This is a genomic window from Acidovorax sp. Root275 (assembly GCF_001428965.1).
Taxonomy (GTDB): Bacteria; Pseudomonadota; Gammaproteobacteria; order Burkholderiales; family Burkholderiaceae_C; genus Acidovorax; species Acidovorax radicis.
The window spans coordinates 463,368-480,804 of record NZ_LMJH01000009.1; the positions used below are offsets into that span (position 1 = coordinate 463,368).

12 protein-coding genes are annotated in these 17,437 nt (G+C 66.0%); 8 read left to right on the forward strand and 4 right to left on the reverse strand.

Annotated elements, in window-relative coordinates; all coding sequences use genetic code 11:
- The first annotated feature begins 22 nt into the window (after positions 1-22).
- From ASE52_RS17175 to ASE52_RS17185, 3 genes are read left to right on the forward strand one after another with little or no spacing between them, the layout of a single operon-like run.
- Positions 23-2,038 carry a TonB-dependent receptor gene (locus ASE52_RS17175; RefSeq protein WP_241777034.1) on the forward strand — a complete coding sequence of 672 codons (2,016 nt, stop codon included), beginning with the start codon at positions 23-25 and terminating at the stop codon, positions 2,036-2,038.
- 3 nt (positions 2,039-2,041) lie between these two features.
- Positions 2,042-2,587, forward strand: coding sequence for a YfiR family protein (locus ASE52_RS17180; RefSeq protein ID WP_010465007.1), 546 nt, complete (start codon positions 2,042-2,044; stop codon positions 2,585-2,587).
- Entirely contained in the window at positions 2,584-4,509 is a 1,926-nt protein-coding gene (locus ASE52_RS17185; RefSeq protein WP_057227822.1) for an EAL domain-containing protein, read from the forward strand. Before ASE52_RS17180 ends, ASE52_RS17185 begins: the two co-directional genes overlap by 4 nt.
- Positions 4,510-4,528: 19 nt before the next feature.
- On the opposite strand, the gene ASE52_RS17190 is transcribed toward ASE52_RS17185, so the two are convergent.
- Complete coding sequence (locus ASE52_RS17190; RefSeq protein ID WP_010465011.1) at positions 4,529-4,891, reverse strand: YciI family protein; 363 nt, start codon at positions 4,889-4,891, stop codon at positions 4,529-4,531.
- Positions 4,892-5,318: 427 nt separating this feature from the next.
- Between ASE52_RS17190 and leuA the strand changes: the two genes are divergently transcribed.
- From leuA to ASE52_RS17210, 4 genes are all read left to right on the forward strand, one after another.
- A complete protein-coding gene (gene leuA / locus ASE52_RS17195) occupies positions 5,319-7,004 on the forward strand; it encodes a 2-isopropylmalate synthase (protein ID WP_057227825.1) in 1,686 nt (561 codons plus the stop codon).
- 34 nt (positions 7,005-7,038) lie between these two features.
- The gene (locus tag ASE52_RS17200; protein ID WP_057227827.1) at positions 7,039-7,530 is read left to right on the forward strand and encodes a GNAT family N-acetyltransferase; all 492 of its coding nucleotides are present in this window, start codon (positions 7,039-7,041) and stop codon (positions 7,528-7,530) included.
- Between the two features lie 79 nt (positions 7,531-7,609).
- Positions 7,610-8,119, forward strand: coding sequence for a C40 family peptidase (locus tag ASE52_RS17205; RefSeq protein WP_057227829.1), 510 nt, complete (start codon positions 7,610-7,612; stop codon positions 8,117-8,119).
- A gap of 171 nt (positions 8,120-8,290) precedes the next feature.
- Complete coding sequence (locus tag ASE52_RS17210; RefSeq protein WP_057227831.1) at positions 8,291-9,391, forward strand: 3-deoxy-7-phosphoheptulonate synthase; 1,101 nt, start codon at positions 8,291-8,293, stop codon at positions 9,389-9,391.
- A gap of 42 nt (positions 9,392-9,433) precedes the next feature.
- Here ASE52_RS17210 and ASE52_RS17215 read toward each other — a convergent pair whose 3' ends face one another.
- Positions 9,434-9,883 carry a PaaI family thioesterase gene (locus ASE52_RS17215; RefSeq protein ID WP_029414198.1) on the reverse strand — a complete coding sequence of 150 codons (450 nt, stop codon included), beginning with the start codon at positions 9,881-9,883 and terminating at the stop codon, positions 9,434-9,436.
- Positions 9,880-10,368, reverse strand: coding sequence for a MerR family DNA-binding transcriptional regulator (locus ASE52_RS17220; protein ID WP_057227833.1), 489 nt, complete (start codon positions 10,366-10,368; stop codon positions 9,880-9,882). The genes ASE52_RS17215 and ASE52_RS17220 overlap by 4 nt, the downstream gene beginning before the upstream one ends.
- Before the next feature lie 330 nt (positions 10,369-10,698).
- Here ASE52_RS17220 and ASE52_RS17225 point away from each other — a divergent pair, with 330 nt between their 5' ends.
- A complete protein-coding gene (locus tag ASE52_RS17225; RefSeq protein ID WP_082606915.1) occupies positions 10,699-15,585 on the forward strand; it encodes an EAL domain-containing protein in 4,887 nt (1,628 codons plus the stop codon).
- A 1,012-nt stretch (positions 15,586-16,597) separates the two neighbouring features.
- Here ASE52_RS17225 and ASE52_RS17230 read toward each other — a convergent pair.
- Positions 16,598-17,155, reverse strand: coding sequence for a Spy/CpxP family protein refolding chaperone (locus ASE52_RS17230; protein ID WP_010465025.1), 558 nt, complete (start codon positions 17,153-17,155; stop codon positions 16,598-16,600).
- Positions 17,156-17,437: the final 282 nt, after the last annotated feature.

Below are 17,437 nucleotides of genomic sequence, written 5' to 3' on the forward strand. Positions count from 1 at the left end.
CACCACAGCGGGTGCACAGCCCATGAAAAGAGGATCGGACCCACGAACGACGCAGCGGGCACAGCGGGTGGCGCTGGCGCTGCTGTGCGGCTGGACATGCCATTCAGCTGCGCAGGAGGACATCGCCCAGCTTCCGCTCGAGCAGCTCATGCAAATGGAGGTCCGGACGGCCAGCCGGTATGCGCAAACCGCCCTGGAAGCACCCGCCGTGGTGAGCGTGGTGACCGCAGACGACATCCGGCTTTTTGGCTACCGCACGCTGGCCGAGGTGCTGGGCAGCATGCGGGGGCTGTATGTCTCGTACGACCGCTCCTACCACTACCTCGGCACACGCGGATTTGCCACGCCGGGCGACTACAACACCCGGGTGCTGCTGCTGGTCAACGGGGTGCGCTTCAACGACAACCTCTACGATCAGGCCACCATCGGCACGGATTTTCCGCTCGATCTGGACCTGGTGGACCGCGTGGAATTCGTGCCCGGACCTGGCTCGGCGGTATATGGGGCCAATGCGTTCTTTGGCGTGGTCAACGTCATCACGCGCAACGGCCGCCAGCTGGCCGGGCCGCAGCTCAGTGTGGAGGCGGGCAGCCAAGGGAGCGCCAAGGCCCGCTTCTCGCTGGGAACGGTGGACACCCAAGGCGGCGACTGGCTCGTCGCGGTGACACGCTCGAGCAGCCGGGGCGCCGACCAGTATTTTTCGGCGTTCGATGCGCCCGAAAGCAACCACGGCATCGCACAGCGCCTGGATTTTGACCGCAGCACCCAGCTGTTTGCGAGGATGCAGCGGGAAGGGCTGACGCTCACCCTGGCCCATGGCGAACGCACCAAGGGCACGCCCACAGCCTCGTTCTCCCAGGCATTCAACGACCCGCGCTCACGTTACATCGACACCACCACCCGCCTGGCGGCCGAAATGACGAGCCAGCTGTCGCCCTCGCTGGCATTCACCGGCCGCGTGCATGCGGGGCGCTACCGCTTCGTGGGCGACTACGCGTACGACTATCCGCCCCTCACGCTCAACCGCGACATCGGCACCGGGCAATGGTGGGGCACCGACGGGCAATGGGTCAGCACGGCAATTGCCCGCCACAAGCTCGCGTGGGGCATTGACTACCGGCGCGACACGCGCGTCCAGCAACTCAACATCGACCTGGATCCGCCCGCGCAGTACCTCGACGCCAGCCGCACAGGCGATGCACTGGGCATCTACGTGCAGGATGAATTTGCACTGGCCCCCACGCTCACGTTGCACACTGGGCTGCGCTGGGGCAAGCAGTCCGGCAGCGCGGGCAGCTTCCATCCACGGCTGGGTCTGGTGTATTGGTGGAGCCCCTCCACCGCCCTCAAGCTGCTGCATGGCACGGCCTACCGGCCGCCCAATGCCTACGAACGCGACTACCGCGTGGACCTGCCCGGCGGCATCATGAGCACCACCAACCTGCGGTCAGAAAAGGTGCGCACCACGGAGCTGGCCCTCGAACACGCCCCCACCGGCGCCACCCGCATGCTGCTGACGGCGTTCCGATCGCAGGTGACCGATCTGATCTCGCTGGGCGATGCCAGCGTGCCGGACAGGCTCACGTTCAGCAACACCGGCCGCGTGCGGGTTCAGGGCCTGGAAGCCGAGGTGGAGCAGCGCTGGCAAGGCGGCTCCCGCCTGCGCGTGGCCTATGGCTGGCAAAAGGCGCGTGACACCAGCACCCCGGAGCCACTGACCAATTCTCCCCGGCACCTGCTCAAGGCACAGTGGTCGGACACCCTGGCGCTGGGCGCGCAAGGCCCGGGCAAACCGGGTCAGTATGCGGTGGAGGCCATTGCCGTAGGCGCGCGCAGAACCCTCACGGGTTCGCGCCTGCCGGGCTCCATCGTCACCAATATCGTCTACACCAAGCGCTTTGCGGATGTGGACGTATCGATGGGCGTGTACAACCTGTTCAACCACCGCGCTGCGGACCCCGCCTCGTACGAGATCCGCGAAGCGTCGATCCGGCAGGATGGACGGACCTACCGGCTCAAGCTCACCTACGCGTTCTGAGCCATGCACAACGCCATCCGACTGCGCAAGATGCTGTGGATCGGCCTGTGTCTGCTGGGCGGGGTGGGTGGCCTCGCGCACGCCACCGATCCCGTGGAGGAACTCGACCTCAAGGCAGCCTACATCTTCAACTTCATCCAGTTCGTCGAATGGCCCGACAACGATATGGCCACGGGCAACGAGCTGTCCATCTGCGTGTCTCCCTTCAGTCCACTGAAACGCCCGCTGACCGCGCTGGAAGGCAAACAAACCGCCAAAGGCCGCACCGTGCGGGTCAAACTCCTGGAGTTGGCGGGCATCCGCCACTGCCGGATGCTCATCCTCCAGAACGCAGACGTGGAGCAGGCATTGCGAATGCTGCGGACACTGCCCCCGTCCCACGGGGTCTTGACGATTGCGGATGAACTCACCTTCGTCAACCCGGAGATCGTCATCGCCCTGGCCCAGCAGGAAGGGCGTATCGTGTTTGGCATCAGTCCCGACGCCGCCGCCAAGGCCGGCCTCACGATCAGCTCCAGACTGCTGCGGCTGGCCAAGGTGAACCGATGAAAACCCAGGCCCCCGAATCTCAGGCCCCGATACCGGCACCACCGCTGCCGCCCGTGCTGCTGTCGTCCAGGCTGGTGGTGACAGGCATTCTGGCGGCAGGCTTGGCGCTTTTGACCGTGGTGCTGGCCCTCACCGGGCTGGACTACTGGAGCACGCGCCAGTCCATGCTGCAGGACAGCCGCGTGGAGGCCGCCATCGTGGCAGACAACATCGCGGCCGCTGTCATGTTCCGTGATGCGCACACCGCCACCGAGATGCTGGGGGCGTTGAAATCATCGCCCATGGTGCTGGGTGCCAGCGTGTATGACGTGCGGGGCCTGCCGCTGGCGCGGTACACACGCAGCCCGGAAGAGAACTTCCCCGCCACGCTGGCGGCCGCAGGCATGGGGGGGATGGCCGAGCGTGCGGGGCTGCGCGTTCTGGAGATTGCCCGGCCAGTCGAAACGGCGGGCGTGGCGTCGGGAACACTGTACTTTCGCAAGTCGATGAGCGCGGTGTACTCGCGCCTGGCCATCCGTTTTGTCAGCGCGTTGCTGATTGCCGGGTGTGTGATGGCCCTGGCGGCCGCCATGGTGCTGCGCAGCCGGGCGGCCGTGCGCAACGCCGAAAACCGCCTGCATGCGCTCGCCCATACCGATGCGGTCACAGGCACCGGAAACCGGCATGCCTTCAACGAACGCCTGGGCGCAGAGATCGAAGCGGCCCGGGGCCTGGGCACCCGCGTGGCCCTGGTGTACATCGATCTGGACAATTTCAAGACCCTCAATGACACCTTCGGGCATGCGGCCGGAGACGGTTTGCTGCGCCAGGTGGCACGGCGCCTGCAGTCCGTGGTGCGCAGCACCGACGCGATCTCGCGCCTGGGGGGCGACGAGTTCGCCGTGATCCTGCCGCTGGATATGGACGACGCGGCGCTCAATACCTATGGCCAGCGGATCGTCGGCACCTTCCTCCATTCGTTCACCGAAGTCGGCCAGCAGGTGACCGTGACCTGCAGTGCAGGCATCGCCACCTTCCCGGGCGACGCGGCCGACATGGACGGCCTGGTCAGCAATGCCGATACCGCCATGTACCGCGCCAAAGAGATGGGCAAAAACCGCTGTGTGCGGTTTGACGCATCGATGAACCAGGCGGTGGTCCGGCGCCAGGCCATCGAGCACGCGCTGCGCGCTGCGCTGCAGCGGGGCGAGGGCCTCGCGCTGCACTACCAGCCGCTTTTTGCCGCCACCGACCGCGCCCTGGTGGGCGCCGAGGCACTGCTGCGCTGGTCGCATGCAGAGCTGGGCAACGTCTCGCCGCTGGAGGCGGTGATGGTGGCCGAGGACTGCGGCCTCATCGTGCCGCTGGGCTACTGGGTGATGCGCACGGCCTGCCGCGATGCCGCCCGGTGGCAGGCCGGCGGGCCGCTGCGGGTGTCCGTCAACATCTCGGCCCGGCAACTGGGCGACCCGCAGTTCCTGGAGCGCGTGATGGACATCCTGCGCGAAGAGGGCCTGCCCGCCCACCTGCTCGAAATCGAACTCACCGAAACCGTGCTGATGGACAACATGGAGGCTGGCGCGCACACCCTGCACCGCCTGAGCCAGCTGGGCATTCACCTGGCCATTGATGACTTTGGCACGGGCTACTCGTCCCTGGGCTATCTGCGTCAATTGCCGATGCGCCGCCTCAAGATCGACCGCAGCTTTGTCAAGGACCTGCCCGGCCAGGAACACAGCCGCACCATCGTCACCGCCATCGTGGCGCTGGCCCACGGCCTGGGGCTGCAGATCACGGCCGAAGGGGTGGAAACGCCGGAACAGGCCGACTACCTGGTGCACCAGGGCTGTGACGTGCTGCAAGGCTACCTGCTTGCGCGGCCCATGCCGGTGGAGCAGTTTCAGGCCCTGCTGCAGGAACGCACGGCGCGCCGGGGGGCGTGAAAAGCGTCAGCGCAGCACTTCACGTTGCCCCGTGGTAACACGGTGCCACCTCGCGCACCTCGATGGTGGCCCATTCGGCGGCCGGGCATTCCCGGGCAATGGCCACCGCCTCGTCACGCGTGGCGCAGTCGAGCAGGTAGAAGCCGCCCACCATTTCTTTCGTCTCGGCGAACGGGCCATCCACCAGTCGGGTCTGCCCCTCGCGCACTTGCAAACGCACGGCCTGTTCGGTGGATGCCAGGGATTCGGTGGCGCGCAGCAGGCCCCGGGCCTGCAGGCCCTCGCCAAACCGCAGCATGCGGGCATAGGCCTCTTGCCCGCCCGCCAGCCCGCGCTCGGCCCGCTGGCCGTGGGGTTCCATGATGATCAGCATGTAGGGCATGGGAGGGTCTCCTGACGAAGCGAAGGCGAAGGGGGCAAAGCGAAAGGCGCCATCCTACCAGCAGCATTCACTACCATTTTGATAGCTATTAGCGCCTATCCATCAAGCGCTAGCGGCGATTTTTTATCAAAACCTTGCGCGCCGCAGCAAGCCTGTGCTATCTTCGAGCCCCTATGCAACGCAGCATGCTCCTACCCACCCTATCGCTAAGCCTACTAGTGCTTGGCCGGGGTCTGCCTGCGTTCGCCACCGTTGCCTGACTCGCTCAGCGCAACACCTGATCTCCCCCTGACCCCGGCCCGCGAACCAGCCTTTGCACACGCAAAGGGCTGCAGGGGATGTCACACGTTTTGTTTTTTCATTTCGTCTGACCCGTGCACCGCGCATTTCTTCCAGCGCACCGCACACACCGTTCGTGGAGCCTCTCATGATTACCAAGCCCGCCACCAAGTACCAGCCCATCGCCCCGGTCGCATTGACCGACCGCCAGTGGCCCACCCGCAGCATCACCCGCGCGCCCGTGTGGCTCTCCACCGATTTGCGCGACGGCAACCAGGCGCTGTTCGAGCCGATGAACGGCGAGCGCAAGATGAAGCTCTTCCATGAGCTGGTGCGCATCGGCTTCAAGGAGATCGAAGTCGGCTTTCCGGCCGCGTCGCAGACCGACTTCGACTTCGTGCGCCGCCTCATCGACGAGGACCTGATCCCCGACGACGTGACCATCATGGTCATGACCCAGTCGCGCGAGGACCTGATCGCGCGCACGGTGGAGGCCGTGCAGGGCGCGCCCCGCGCCATCGTGCACCTGTACAACGCCACCGCGCCTGCCTGGCGGCGCATCGTGTTCGGGATGAACGTGACGCAGGTGATGCAGCTCATCGCGCACCACGTGGGCTACCTGAAGCAGCTCACCGACGCGCAGCCTGCCACGCAGTGGACGCTGCAGTACTCGCCCGAGACCTTCAGCGCCACCGAGCTCGACGTGTCGCTCAAGGCCTGCCAGACCGCCATCGCGGCCTGGAACGCCGGCCCCGGCCGCCCCATCATCATCAACCTGCCCACCACGGTGGAGAACGCCACGCCCAACGTGTTCGCCGACCAGATCGAGTGGATGGACCGGCGCCTCGCCCCCCGTGAGCACATCACGCTCTCGGTCCACCCGCACAACGACCGGGGCACCGGAGTGGCGGCGGCAGAGCTGGCGATGATGGCCGGCGCCGACCGCGTGGAAGGCTGCCTTTTTGGCAACGGCGAGCGCTGCGGCAACGTGGACATCGTGACGCTGGCGCTCAACATGTACACGCAGGGCGTGCACCCGAACCTCGATTTTTCGGACATCACCTCGGTCGCGCGCATCGCCGAGGAATGCACCTCGCTGCCGGTGCACCCGCGCCACCCCTACGCGGGCGACCTGGTGTTCACCGCGTTCTCGGGCTCGCACCAGGATGCGATCAAGAAAGGCTTTGCCGCGCAGGACCCGAGCGCGCTGTGGGAAGTACCGTACTTGCCCATCGACCCCGCCGACCTGGGCCGTACGTACGACAGCGTGATCCGCGTGAACAGCCAGTCGGGCAAGGGCGGCATCGCCTTCTTGCTCGAGCGCGAACACGGCGTGGTGATGCCGCGCCGCATGCAGGTCGAATTCAGCGCCGTGGTGCAGCGCCAGACGGACGCGAGCGAAGGCGAGATGAGCGGCGAGGCGCTGTGGGACCTGTTCCAGGCCACCTACCTGCGCGCCCCGGCCCAGGCAGCCATCATCTGCCACAGCCACCGGCTCGATGAAGACGGGCAGGGCATCGAGCTGGACGTGACCGTCGACGGCACGCGTCAGCATTTGCGCGGCCAGGGCAACGGGCCGATTGCCGCCACGGTGGATGCGCTGGGCCTGCCGCTGCGCGTGGACCACTACGAAGAGCGCGCCACCGGCACGGGCGCCAACGCCCAGGCGCTGGCCATTGTGGAGGCCGCGATGGAAGGCGTGGCAGGCTCCACCTTCGGCGCAGGTGCCAGCCACAACATCGTGACGGCGTCGGTGCTGGCCATCGTGAGCGTAGCCAACCGGCTGGTGGCGCGGCGCCCGACGCAGCAGCAGGCCACGACCACCATCGCCTGACCGCGCACCACAACATCCCCTGATACGCCTGGCCATGCACATTCGACCAGCAACCTCAGGGGATGCGCCAGGAATCAGTGCGCTCATCCTGTCCGTAGCGCACTTCTTCACCCTGGACCCGGAGGGCCGGGGGGCAGAGGATTTCCTGCAGTCCCTGCAACCCGAGGCGGTTGCCGCGCGTCTGGCTACGGCTGCGTTCACCACCTGGGTTGCGGTGGTAGGCAGAAACGATCTGGCGGGCGTGATCGTGGTGCGCGATGGCAGCCATCTTTTTCATCTGTTCGTCGCTGAGCCTTTCCAGAGGCGGGGCTGGGCGCGGCAATTGTGGCTGCATGCGTTGTCGCAAACACGCCACGGCGCACGCATTACGGTCAACGCCACGCCCTTCGCACAGGGCTTCTACGAACGCATGGGGTTCATTGCCACCGGGCCTTCGGTGCAGACCCGGGGTATTGCCTTCGTGCCGATGGTGCGCGAAGGCGATGGTGAAAACCGCACACCACCGAACGCCCCCGCCCAGCACTGAAGCCGCAAACACCGCAAAAACCGCTCGGTGACACGGGGAACCTCCTCGGACGCGCCACAACTCCATTACCCTTGCGTCCATGCGCGTTTTTCACAGTCTGGCTTTGGCAGCCTGCACCGCCGCCCTGCTCGCCCTGACCGGCTGCGGCACCTCACGGCCCCCATCGCCTTCATTCCCGTCTTCGTCCGCGCCCAGCCGCACGACCCCGCCGCTGACGGCGGACCAGGCACACGACATTGCGATCCACGCGCTGGGGCTGGTGGGCACGCCCTACCGCTACGGCGGCAACACGCCCGACTCAGGCTTCGACTGCAGCGGGCTGATCGGCTATGTGTACCGCAACCAGGTGGGCACGCCACCGCCCCGCACGGTGGCCCAGCTCAACAACTGGGGCTACCCCATCGACGGCGGCGAGCTGCGCGCCGGGGACCTGGTGGTGTTCGGCACCGGCCGCCAGCCCAATCATGCGGGCATCTATGTGGGGGAAGGGCGTTTTGTACACGCGCCCTCCACCGGCGGCACGGTGCGGCTCGACCAGCTGCAGTCGCGCCACTGGTCGCGGCAGAATGCGGCGTTCCGCAGACCGTAGTGGCTCCCCCTGAGTCGCCTTCGGCGCCTTCCCCCTGAGGGGGACGAGGCACTCGCTGCGGGGCGGCCCTTGCTCTGCGTCCCTCGCTGAGGCCGCGCCAGTCGTTGAGGATGCGCGCGGGATTGGCTGTTGCGAAGAGCCAACCCCGCCCACGCGACAATCGGGGCCACCATGACCCACGCACACCGCTCCGCCGCCCCCATTTCCACCCACGACACCACGCGCATTGATGACACGCGCATCAAGGCCGTGCGCCCGCTCATCACGCCGGCTCTGCTGCAAGAGTGGCTGCCCACGCCCGATGCGGCACAGACGCTGGTGGAAACCAGCCGCGCCGCCATTTCGCGGGTGCTGCAAGGGCAGGATGATCGGCTCATCGTGGTGGTGGGGCCATGCTCCATCCACGACCACAGCCAGGCCATGGAATACGCCCACCAGTTGAAGGCACAGGCCGATGCACTGCAGGCCGACCTGCTCATCGTGATGCGCGTGTATTTCGAGAAGCCGCGCACCACCGTGGGCTGGAAGGGCTACATCAACGACCCGCACCTCGATGGCAGCTTTGCCATCAACGAAGGGCTGGAGCTGGCGCGGCAGCTGCTGCTGGACGTGCTGGCCGTGGGCCTGCCGGTGGGCACGGAGTTCCTGGATTTGTTGAGCCCGCAGTTCATCAGCGACCTCGTGAGCTGGGGCGCCATTGGTGCGCGTACCACCGAGAGCCAGAGCCACCGCCAGCTGGCCAGCGGCCTTTCGTGCCCCGTGGGCTTCAAGAACGGCACCGATGGCGGTGTGAAGGTGGCCAGCGACGCCATCCAGGCGGCGCAGGCATCGCACGCCTTCATGGGCATGACCAAGATGGGGCAGGCCGCCATCTTCGAGACACGCGGCAACCAGGACTGCCACGTGATCCTGCGCGGCGGCAAGCAGCCCAACTACAGCGCAACCGATGTGGATGCGGCCTGCGCCATGCTCCAGGCGGCGGGCCTGCGCGAGCAGGTGATGATCGACGTGAGCCACGCCAACAGCAGCAAGCAACACCAGCGCCAGATCTCCGTGGCCGACGACGTGGCCCAGCAGATTGCTGCGGGCGATGCACGCATCACCGGGCTGATGATTGAAAGCCACCTGCAGGAAGGTCGTCAGGACATCGTTCCCGGCCAGCCGCTGCAACACGGCGTGTCGGTGACCGACGCCTGCATCAGCATGGCGCAGACCATTCCGGTGCTGGAGGGGCTGGCGGCCGCCGTGCGGGCGCGGCGCGCACGGGCGTGAGCACCATGCGGGCGCCGCCTGTAGAACAGTACGGCTGACGACCTACCTCGCAGCGGCGAGATCGATGTTGCGGGCCGTGGCCAGGAGGGTGGCGCACAGGGTCTCGGTGCCCCCTGCATCCACCGCGAACACGTCGGACGCGCACACGGTAAGCAGCCGCGCTGCATCGACCACACGCCCGCGCGCCCGAAGGCAGGTGCCTTTTGCGGGCGCCACAAGTTTGATGGTCGCATCCACCGTGGCATTGGTCCAGCCTGGCGGCAGCACGCTGCCCGCCGCGGCCACCGCGGCAAAGTCCCCCAGGGCAAACACGGCCGCAGCCTGCAGTTGGCCGGGGCGAAAGCAGAGTGCTTCGCCGATTGGCATCTCCATTTCAACCCGGCCCGCTTCGGCATGGACGAAGCGCAGCCCCAGCGTGCGGGCCATGGGCATGGCCAGAACCAATGTCTGCAACTGAGCGACGTGGGAGGTGGACGGTGGGGACGAAGTCATGGCGTTTTCCTGTGAGGTGCGGGCTGGGATGAGGACTTGGTGGGTGTTTTGGGCCGCACACGCGGCCAGTTGCCGGAGTTGCCGGGTGCAGGGGGGCTCTTGGCGGCCTGCACCGCCGGGGGTGGCATCTGCCGCTTGCGCTGTTGCGCTTCGAGCCAGGCTTGGTGTTCCAGCACCACCTGCTTTTGGGCTTGCAACTGGCTGATCTGCTGCTCCAGCGCGGCCGCGCGTTCCCGCAGAGCCTGCACCATGTCGTCAATGCCCAGCGTGCCGGCGCGGTAGTCATCGAGCCGCCGGGCAATCTGCGGCAGGGCAAAGCCCAGCTGGCGCGACATGGCAATGAAAACCACCTCGCGCTTGATGCTGACGGGATAGTCCCGGTATCCATTGGCCCGACGGTGCGGACGAATCAGCCCCAGCCGTTCGTAGTGGCGCAAGGCGTGGACGGACACCGAGGCCTGGCGGGCAAGTTCGGAGATCTGCATGCCGCGAAGGCTAGCAAGCCTGGTGTTGCGCGAAGGTTGCCTTGGCGACTGATTGCGCATCCCTCGCAGTCAAGTTGTCGTTTTTTCATTTGGGACAAACCCGCATGGTGCGGTGCGTCAACGCGGGCCTGTGCGGTGTAGCATTGATGTTTTACCAGTGGTGGCCTCGGCGTTTGCGGATTCCTGCAGCGGCTGGGCCGTCCGGCATGTGCCGCTTTACCGCCCCACTCCCTTGTTGTTGACGCAGCTCCGGCCCCCCTACAACCCTCCCCAGGCGGCAAAACGCCCAGAGGTCGGATGCGTACCCATGGGCCTTGCCCCCGCGTGACCATGCCGCCTGCGCACGCACCCCAAGAGGCCGCGCGGCTCCACGCATTGCAGTCCTACGCCATTCTGGATACGCCCTCGGAAGATGCGTTTGACCAACTGGCCACGCTGGCCGCGCGCATCTGCGACTGCCCGATGGCCGTGGTCAATTTTGTCGACAGCGAGCGCCAATGGTTCAAGGCGGCGGTGGGGGTGCCGTTCGCGCAGACCGACCGCGCCATCGCCTTTTGCGACCACGCACTGGACGGCAGCCGCGATGCCGTGGTGGTGCCTGACGCCAGCAAGCATCCAGCATTTGCGGGCAATCCGCTGGTGGTGGGCGAACCCCGCGTCCGGTTCTATGCCTGCGTGCCGCTCGTCACGCCGGAAGGTTTTGCGCTGGGGACGCTGGCCGTGCTGGACACCGTGCCCCGCACACTGGGGGCCGAGCAGCTCGACGGCCTGAAGATCCTCGCAGGGCAGGCCATGGTGCAGCTGGAGCTGCACCGCCAGAAGCGCCTGCTGGCCCAGCTGGTGCAGGAGCGCGACCAGATGCACGCCGAGATGCTGGCCCAGAGCGACGCACTGCGTGTGGCGGGGCAGATTGCGCGCATCGGGGGATGGACAGTGGAACTGCCCAGCCTGCAGCTGACCTGGTCGCAAGAGATCGCTGCCGCCTATGGGCTCCCCCACCGCGTGGGGAGCCTGGCCCAGGTGCTGCAGCTGTACACGCCGCCATACCGGGTGCCGATGCAAAAGGCGTTTGACGAGTGCATGCTCCATGGCACACCGTTCGACATGGAGGCCGAGGTGGCCATGCCCGGTGGCGGGCGATTCTGGGTGCGCACGGCCGGCCAGGCTGCGCGCGATGCCGGTGGCCAGATCATCCGCATCCAGGGGGCCTTCCAGGACATCTCGGTCCAGCACCAGGCCCGGCAGGCACGCCGCGAAAGTGAAGAGCGTTTTCACCTGGTGTCGCGTGCCACGGCCGATGCCGTGTGGGACTGGAACCTGAACACCGATGCCATGTGGTGGAACGAAGGCATGCAGAACCTGTTTGGCGTGCCGCTCGACCAGCTGCCGCCCGACAGCACCTCCTGGACACTGCGGCTGCACCCTGAGGACAGCCAGGAAATCCTCCACGGCATCCACGCAGCCATTGACGGCACGGACAACCACTGGTCGGCCGAATACCGCTTTCTGCGGCAGGATGGAACGTATGCCTGGGTGCTGGACCGGGGTTTCCTGATTCGCGACTCGGCCGGCAAGGCCATGCGCATGGTGGGCGGCATGACCGACATCAGCGCACAAAAGCTGACCGAACTCGACGCACAGCGCGATGCCCAGAACCATGCCGAGCTGCTGCACGTGCAGCAGCGCATCTCGTCGCTGGACCTGCCCCTGCCCGAAGTGCTGCAGCTGGTGGCCGACACGGTGCTACGCCAGACCCTGGCCCGCGGTGCGTTGGTGGAGCTGTTGCAGGGCCACCAGCTGGTGGCGCAGGCCTCGGCAGGCGACCACGTGCGGCCTGTGGGGCATCTGCTGGCCGTGGACCAGAGCCTGCTGTGGCCCGCACTGCGCGAAGGGCGCACGGTGGTGTGCAACGACACCGATGCCGAGGGCTGGGACATGGCCTCGCTGCCCCACCGCCATGGCGTGCGCTCGGTCATGGCGGTGCCGCTGCGCACGGCGCAGGGGGTGGTGGGCTCACTCAAGGTGACGTCGGACAAGCCCAACGCGTTCTCGCGGCGCGATGTGGCGCACCTGGAGATCCTCACCGAATCCCTGGGGGCCATGGTGCAGCTGCGGCATGTGGCCGGGCAGCTCCGGGCGTCGGAGCAGCAGTACCGCATGCTGTTCAACGAACATCCCCATCCCATGTGGGTGTACGACAAGGAAACGCTGCGCCTGCAGGCTGTGAACCAGTCGATGGAAACGCACTACGGCTACACCGAGGCCGAGTTGCTGGCGATGGAAATGACGGACCTGTGGCCGGCCGAACGGCACGCCACCATCCGGGAAGCCCTTCAGGCGATTGCGATCGACCAGCGCAACAAACCAGTGATCAGCCGCCACGTCAAGAAGGACGGCACGTTCATGGATGTGGAGATCACGGCTGGCAGCATCAGCTTCAATGGCCGCCCGGCGCGGCAGGTGCTGGCCACCGATGTGACCGAGCGCCTGCGCACCGAACGCGAGCTGGCCCGCATGGGCCGTGCCCAGCGCCTGCTGAGCGCATGCAACGAGACCCTGGTGCGCGCCACGTCAGAAACCACGCTGCTGCAGGCCATCTGCCAGATTGCCGTGGACATCGGCGGCTACCGCATGGGCTGGGTGGGGTTTGCACTGGACGACGAACGCAAGTCCATCGAGCCAGTTGCCCATGCGGGGTACAACCAGAACTATCTCGAAAACCTGCAGCTTTCCTGGTCGGCCGACGACCCCTACGGCCGGGGACCGGCGGGCACGGCCGTGCGCTCGGGCAAACCCGTGATCGTGCAGGACATCCGCACCGAGGGTGACTTTGCCGACTGGACCGAGCGCATGCTGGACCACGGCTTTCATGGCGTGATCTGTCTGCCTTTGCAGGACCGTGATCGCAACCGCGACCGCACCTTTGGCCTGCTGTACCTTTACGCGCCCGACATCTTGCAGATCAGCCCCGAAGAAGCGGCCCTGCTGCAGGAGCTCTCCAACGACCTGGCCTTTGGCATCACCAGCCTGCGCGCGCACAAGGCGCAGCAGCGGCTGCAGGCCTCGGTGCTCAAGGTGGCGGCGGCCGTGTCGGCCAGCACAGGCACAGAGTTTTTTGTGCAACTGGTGCGCAACATGGCCGACGCCCTGGGGGCCCAAGGCGGCTGCGTGGTGCGGCTGTTGCCCGACGTGCAGGGGCGACCGCCCCGGGTGGCCACGCTGGCTGCGGTGCTCGATGGCCAGATGTTGCCCAACGACGAATACAGCCTGGAGGGCACACCCAGCCTCATGCTGCTGTCGCAGCGCGCGCACGTGGTGACCGACAAGGTGCAGCAACTGCACCCCGATGCCCCGATGCTGCGCTATGTGGGCGCGCAGGGTTACGCAGGGCAGCAGCTGTGCAACGCCGATGGCGAAGTGGTGGGCATCGTGTTTGTGCTGTTCCGCCAGCCCATTGCAGAAACGGACTTCATCACATCCACGCTGCAGATCTTCGCCGCGCGCGCGTCGTCCGAGATCGACCGGCAGCAGGCCGATGCCCGCATCCGCCACCAGGCCTCGCTGCTGGACAAGGCCCAGGACGCCATCCTGGTGCGCGACCTGGAACACCGCATCATCTTCTGGAACAAAAGCGCCGAACGCCTGTACGGCTGGTCGCAGTTGCAGGCGCTGGGCCAGTCCATCGAGACGCTGCTCTACGACGACCCCGCCCATTTCCGCCATGCTACGCAGACGGTGCTGGAGCAGGGCGAGTGGACGGGCGAGATCGTGCACCGCCACCGTGACGGCAGCACCATCGAGGTCGAGGGCCGCTGGACCCTGGTGCGTGGCGACAACGGCCAGCCGCAATCCATTCTGGCCATCAACACCGACATTCGCCAGCGCAAGGCCAATGAGCGTGAAATCCAGCGCCTGGCTTTCTACGACGCGCTCACGGGCCTGCCCAACCGCATGCTACTGATGGACCGCATGGGCCATGCGCTGGCCAATGCCCAGCGCCGCCAGCAGGGCGGGGCGCTGCTGTTCATCGACCTCGACAACTTCAAGACCCTGAACGACACCCTGGGCCACGACCAGGGCGACCTGCTGCTGCAGCAGGTGGCGCAGCGCCTGAACACCTGCGTGCGCAGCGTGGACACGGTGGCCCGGCTGGGGGGCGACGAGTTTGTGGTGATGCTCGAAGAACTGAGCCCCAAGCCCCACGAGCTGGCTCTGCACGCGCGCGGGGTGGGCGAGAAGATTTTGGCCATGCTGGCCGTGCCCTATGCACTGGCGGGCTACCAGTACCGCAGCACGCCCAGCATCGGCGTCGCGCCGTTCACCGGCGAGCAGACTAGCGTGGGCGAGCTGCTCAAACAGGCAGACCTGGCCATGTACCAGGCCAAGACCGCAGGGCGCAACACACTGCGCTTTTTCGACCCCGACATGCAGGCCGTGGTAACGGCCCGCGCCGGGCTGGAGACAGACCTGCGCGCAGCATTGGCACAAGAGGAATTCTTACTGCACTTCCAGCCGCAGATGCACCAGTCTGGCCGCTGCGTGGGGGTGGAGGCGCTGGTGCGCTGGGCCAGCCCGCAGCGCGGCATGGTGCCCCCTTCCGTATTCATCCCGCTGGCCGAAGAAACCGGGCTCATCCTGCCGCTGGGCCGCTGGGTGCTGCACACGGCATGCAAGCTGCTGGCCACCTGGCAGGCCGATCCCCAGCTGGCGCACCTGACCATGGCGGTCAACGTGAGTTCGCGCCAGTTCCGCCATGCCAGTTTTGTGGACGATGTGGCCCGCGTGCTGGCCATCACCGGGGCGCCAGCCCATCTGCTCAAGCTGGAGCTGACCGAAAGCCTGCTGGTGGAAGACATGGAGACCACCATCGCCACCATGGCGGCGCTGCGCTCCCACGGCGTGGGGTTCTCGCTGGACGACTTCGGCACCGGCTATTCGTCCCTGAGCTACTTGAAGCGCATGCCACTCGATCAGCTCAAGATCGACCAGAGTTTTGTGCGCGACCTGCTGACCGACCCGAACGACGCCGCCATTGTGGACACCATCATTGGCCTGTCGCGCAGCCTGGGCCTGGAAGTCATCGCCGAAGGCGTGGAGACCCCCGAGCAGCGCGAGCTGCTGGCCCGCGCCGGTTGCCAGCTCTACCAGGGCTATCTCTTCAGCCGCCCCCTGTCTGCGGACCTCCTGGGGGCCTTCCTGCGCCCCTCCCCCGCGTAGACAGCCCACGCGGCCCCTTTTTTTTCCCATCGCCCTGACGGCCCGCGCGCCGCCGTCGGCTGCGTTTTTTCGCTGCAACGCTGTCCCTTGCCTCCATTCGGCCACCTCAGACGCCCTCAAACCCCTTCTGAAGATGGGCACCACGACGCTCCGCTGTACCCCGAGTTGTCCCTCTGTCTTCTTCTTATGTTGTCTATAAATACATAGTCGTAGTAGTAGAAGGCGCCCCGAATTGTGGACAACCGCTTTTTCTTGAGGTGTGGCGGGCACTTGCGCGCGCGCCAACCCTGTGCACCGAACCCTCTTGCCGTTGTCGTGGGAACGGGGACAAAACACGGTGCCCGCCTTTTTCTGTGGATAACCAAGTGGTTGTGCCAGAACTATCCCCAGTCTTACGCACTGGACTGGATTTGCACCGATTTCTTTGCAAAAAATGGCACGCAGCGCTTATTGAATAAGCGGTTTTAGCTATCTTATTGATAGTAATTTGGATGGTTGGGGCTTTCACACCCGGGATGCGATGGGTGCCAAAGCCTGGCCAGGCAGGTCGCCAGGCCTTGGGGGGTGTCCCCAAGCACCAGGTCTGCCGTCCCCGTTGCAGGCCATTGCCCTGGACTTGGTGGTGCGGCGAGGCCGGTCTGAAGGGGTTCTGGTTATTCTTTTATGGTTCTATATATAAATAGCAGTAGTAGTAGAGCGACCCACTTTCTGTGGACAAGCCCATTTTTACCAATGCTGGCGCGGGCTTGCGTCGCTGCAAAGTCTGTGTGGCGGCCTGCACAAAGGCCGGGGCTCGCAGACAACAATTTCCAGCTATCGCCATTTGGTGTGGATAACCTGCAGGTTGTGCCAGAACTGTTCCCAGCGTTATCCACAATGGGTTTGGATGGACGCCTGCAGCGGCCCTAAAAAGCACAAAGCCCGGGGTCCGTCGAGGACTCCGGGCTTTGCAAAGGAAAGAAGGAAGGGGGCAACCGCCTAAGCGGTAGAACCCGAGACCGGGGACAAAGGTTTACTTTGCGGGTGCGGCAGGCGGCTTGGGATGGTGGCCTTCGCCACCGCGCATGCCGTGGTGCCCGTGCCGGCCTTCTCCCTCGCCCTTCATGCCGCCCATGCGGTGGCCCCGGTGGGCCTGGGCGTCAAACGTCTTCTGTTGCTCGGGCGTCAGGGCCGCGTAGAAGGTCTTGGTGGCCTCGCCACGGCGGTCGGCCTCGGCAGCATGCTGGGCGCGCAGGGCCCGCATGCGGTCGATGCGTTCAGGGGTGGTCAGCTTGTCCATGTCCTTGTGGTCCAGGCGGGCGGTGCGTTCGCCGGGTTGCATTGCGGCGGTGAACGCCGTCCAGGCGGGTTCTTGTGCGGCAGTCAGCTTGAGCTGGCCCTTGAGGGCTGCCATGCGCTGGGCCATGTGGGCCTGGTGGCGTTCATGGCGGTCACCCGCCTTGTGGCGGCCTTCAGGGGCCGTGGCGCCTGCTGCCGGCGGGGCAGCGGGCGGTTGTTGCGCCAGCACCGGCAGGGCCAGGGCAGCAAGAACAGCGGTGGCGGCCAGGTGGTGTTGGAATTTGAAAACCATGGTGTGAGTCCTTTCACAGGGGTTGGGGGCTCGCCAGGACGACCGTTCCGGCGATTGAGGGCCAGTGTCTGCCCCGCATGTATCGCCGCCATACCCGTTGGGTGAGGCTGTGTAAAGTTGTGACAAGAAGCTGTTCGCCTTCCATCGAATAGATATCACGTGAAATGGCATACACCGCTTTATTTATAAGCTTTTTAAGCTATAAAAAAAGTAGCATATGCATGTGTGCTTTTCGCACCGGGGGCGGGGCTTGCAGGGAAGCTGGCAGCGACCGCCGACAAT

Bases quoted from the DNA above. Each gene is read 5' to 3' on its own strand.
- ASE52_RS17175 (WP_241777034.1), top strand. From the start codon at position 23: ATGAAAAGAGGATCGGACCCACGAACGACGCAGCGGGCACAGCGGGTG.
- ASE52_RS17180 (WP_010465007.1), top strand. From the start codon at position 2,042: ATGCACAACGCCATCCGACTGCGCAAGATGCTGTGGATCGGCCTGTGT.
- ASE52_RS17185 (WP_057227822.1), top strand. From the start codon at position 2,584: ATGAAAACCCAGGCCCCCGAATCTCAGGCCCCGATACCGGCACCACCG.
- ASE52_RS17190 (WP_010465011.1), bottom strand. From the start codon at position 4,891: ATGCCCTACATGCTGATCATCATGGAACCCCACGGCCAGCGGGCCGAG.
- leuA (WP_057227825.1), top strand. From the start codon at position 5,319: ATGATTACCAAGCCCGCCACCAAGTACCAGCCCATCGCCCCGGTCGCA.
- ASE52_RS17200 (WP_057227827.1), top strand. From the start codon at position 7,039: ATGCACATTCGACCAGCAACCTCAGGGGATGCGCCAGGAATCAGTGCG.
- ASE52_RS17205 (WP_057227829.1), top strand. From the start codon at position 7,610: ATGCGCGTTTTTCACAGTCTGGCTTTGGCAGCCTGCACCGCCGCCCTG.
- ASE52_RS17210 (WP_057227831.1), top strand. From the start codon at position 8,291: ATGACCCACGCACACCGCTCCGCCGCCCCCATTTCCACCCACGACACC.
- ASE52_RS17215 (WP_029414198.1), bottom strand. From the start codon at position 9,883: ATGACTTCGTCCCCACCGTCCACCTCCCACGTCGCTCAGTTGCAGACA.
- ASE52_RS17220 (WP_057227833.1), bottom strand. From the start codon at position 10,368: ATGCAGATCTCCGAACTTGCCCGCCAGGCCTCGGTGTCCGTCCACGCC.
- ASE52_RS17225 (WP_082606915.1), top strand. From the start codon at position 10,699: ATGCCGCCTGCGCACGCACCCCAAGAGGCCGCGCGGCTCCACGCATTG.
- ASE52_RS17230 (WP_010465025.1), bottom strand. From the start codon at position 17,155: ATGGTTTTCAAATTCCAACACCACCTGGCCGCCACCGCTGTTCTTGCT.